Source organism: Achromobacter sp. SIMBA_011 (assembly GCF_046535435.1).
Classification (GTDB): Bacteria; Pseudomonadota; Gammaproteobacteria; order Burkholderiales; family Burkholderiaceae_B; genus Achromobacter; species Achromobacter dolens.
In genome coordinates, this window is sequence record NZ_JAWRWN010000504.1 from 1 (window position 1) to 270 (window position 270).

Here is a 270-nt window from a genome sequence, read left to right on the forward strand (position 1 = left end):
GTAACGCGCGGGCCGCTCGATGAATCCATGCCGCCTCTTCATTCTCCGGCCGGTCGGCACCGCCCTCCTGATGGCGGCGATCATGCTGGCCGGTCTCGTCGCGCTGCGCTTCCTGCCGCTCGCTGCGCTGCCCGAAGTCGACTACCCGACGATCCAGGTTCAGACCTTCTATCCGGGCGCGAGCCCCGAGGTGATGACGTCGTCGGTCACCGCGCCGCTCGAGCGGCAATTCGGGCAGATGCCGTCGCTGAACCAGATGTCGTCGCAAAG

Annotated in this window: 1 protein-coding gene; it reads left to right on the plus strand. The window is 67.0% G+C overall.

The features are described from left to right. Positions 1–19 precede the first annotated feature (19 nt). Positions 20–270 (plus strand): efflux RND transporter permease subunit (locus SB816_RS31910; protein WP_410548230.1); only part of this gene is annotated, 251 nt, incomplete at its 3' end.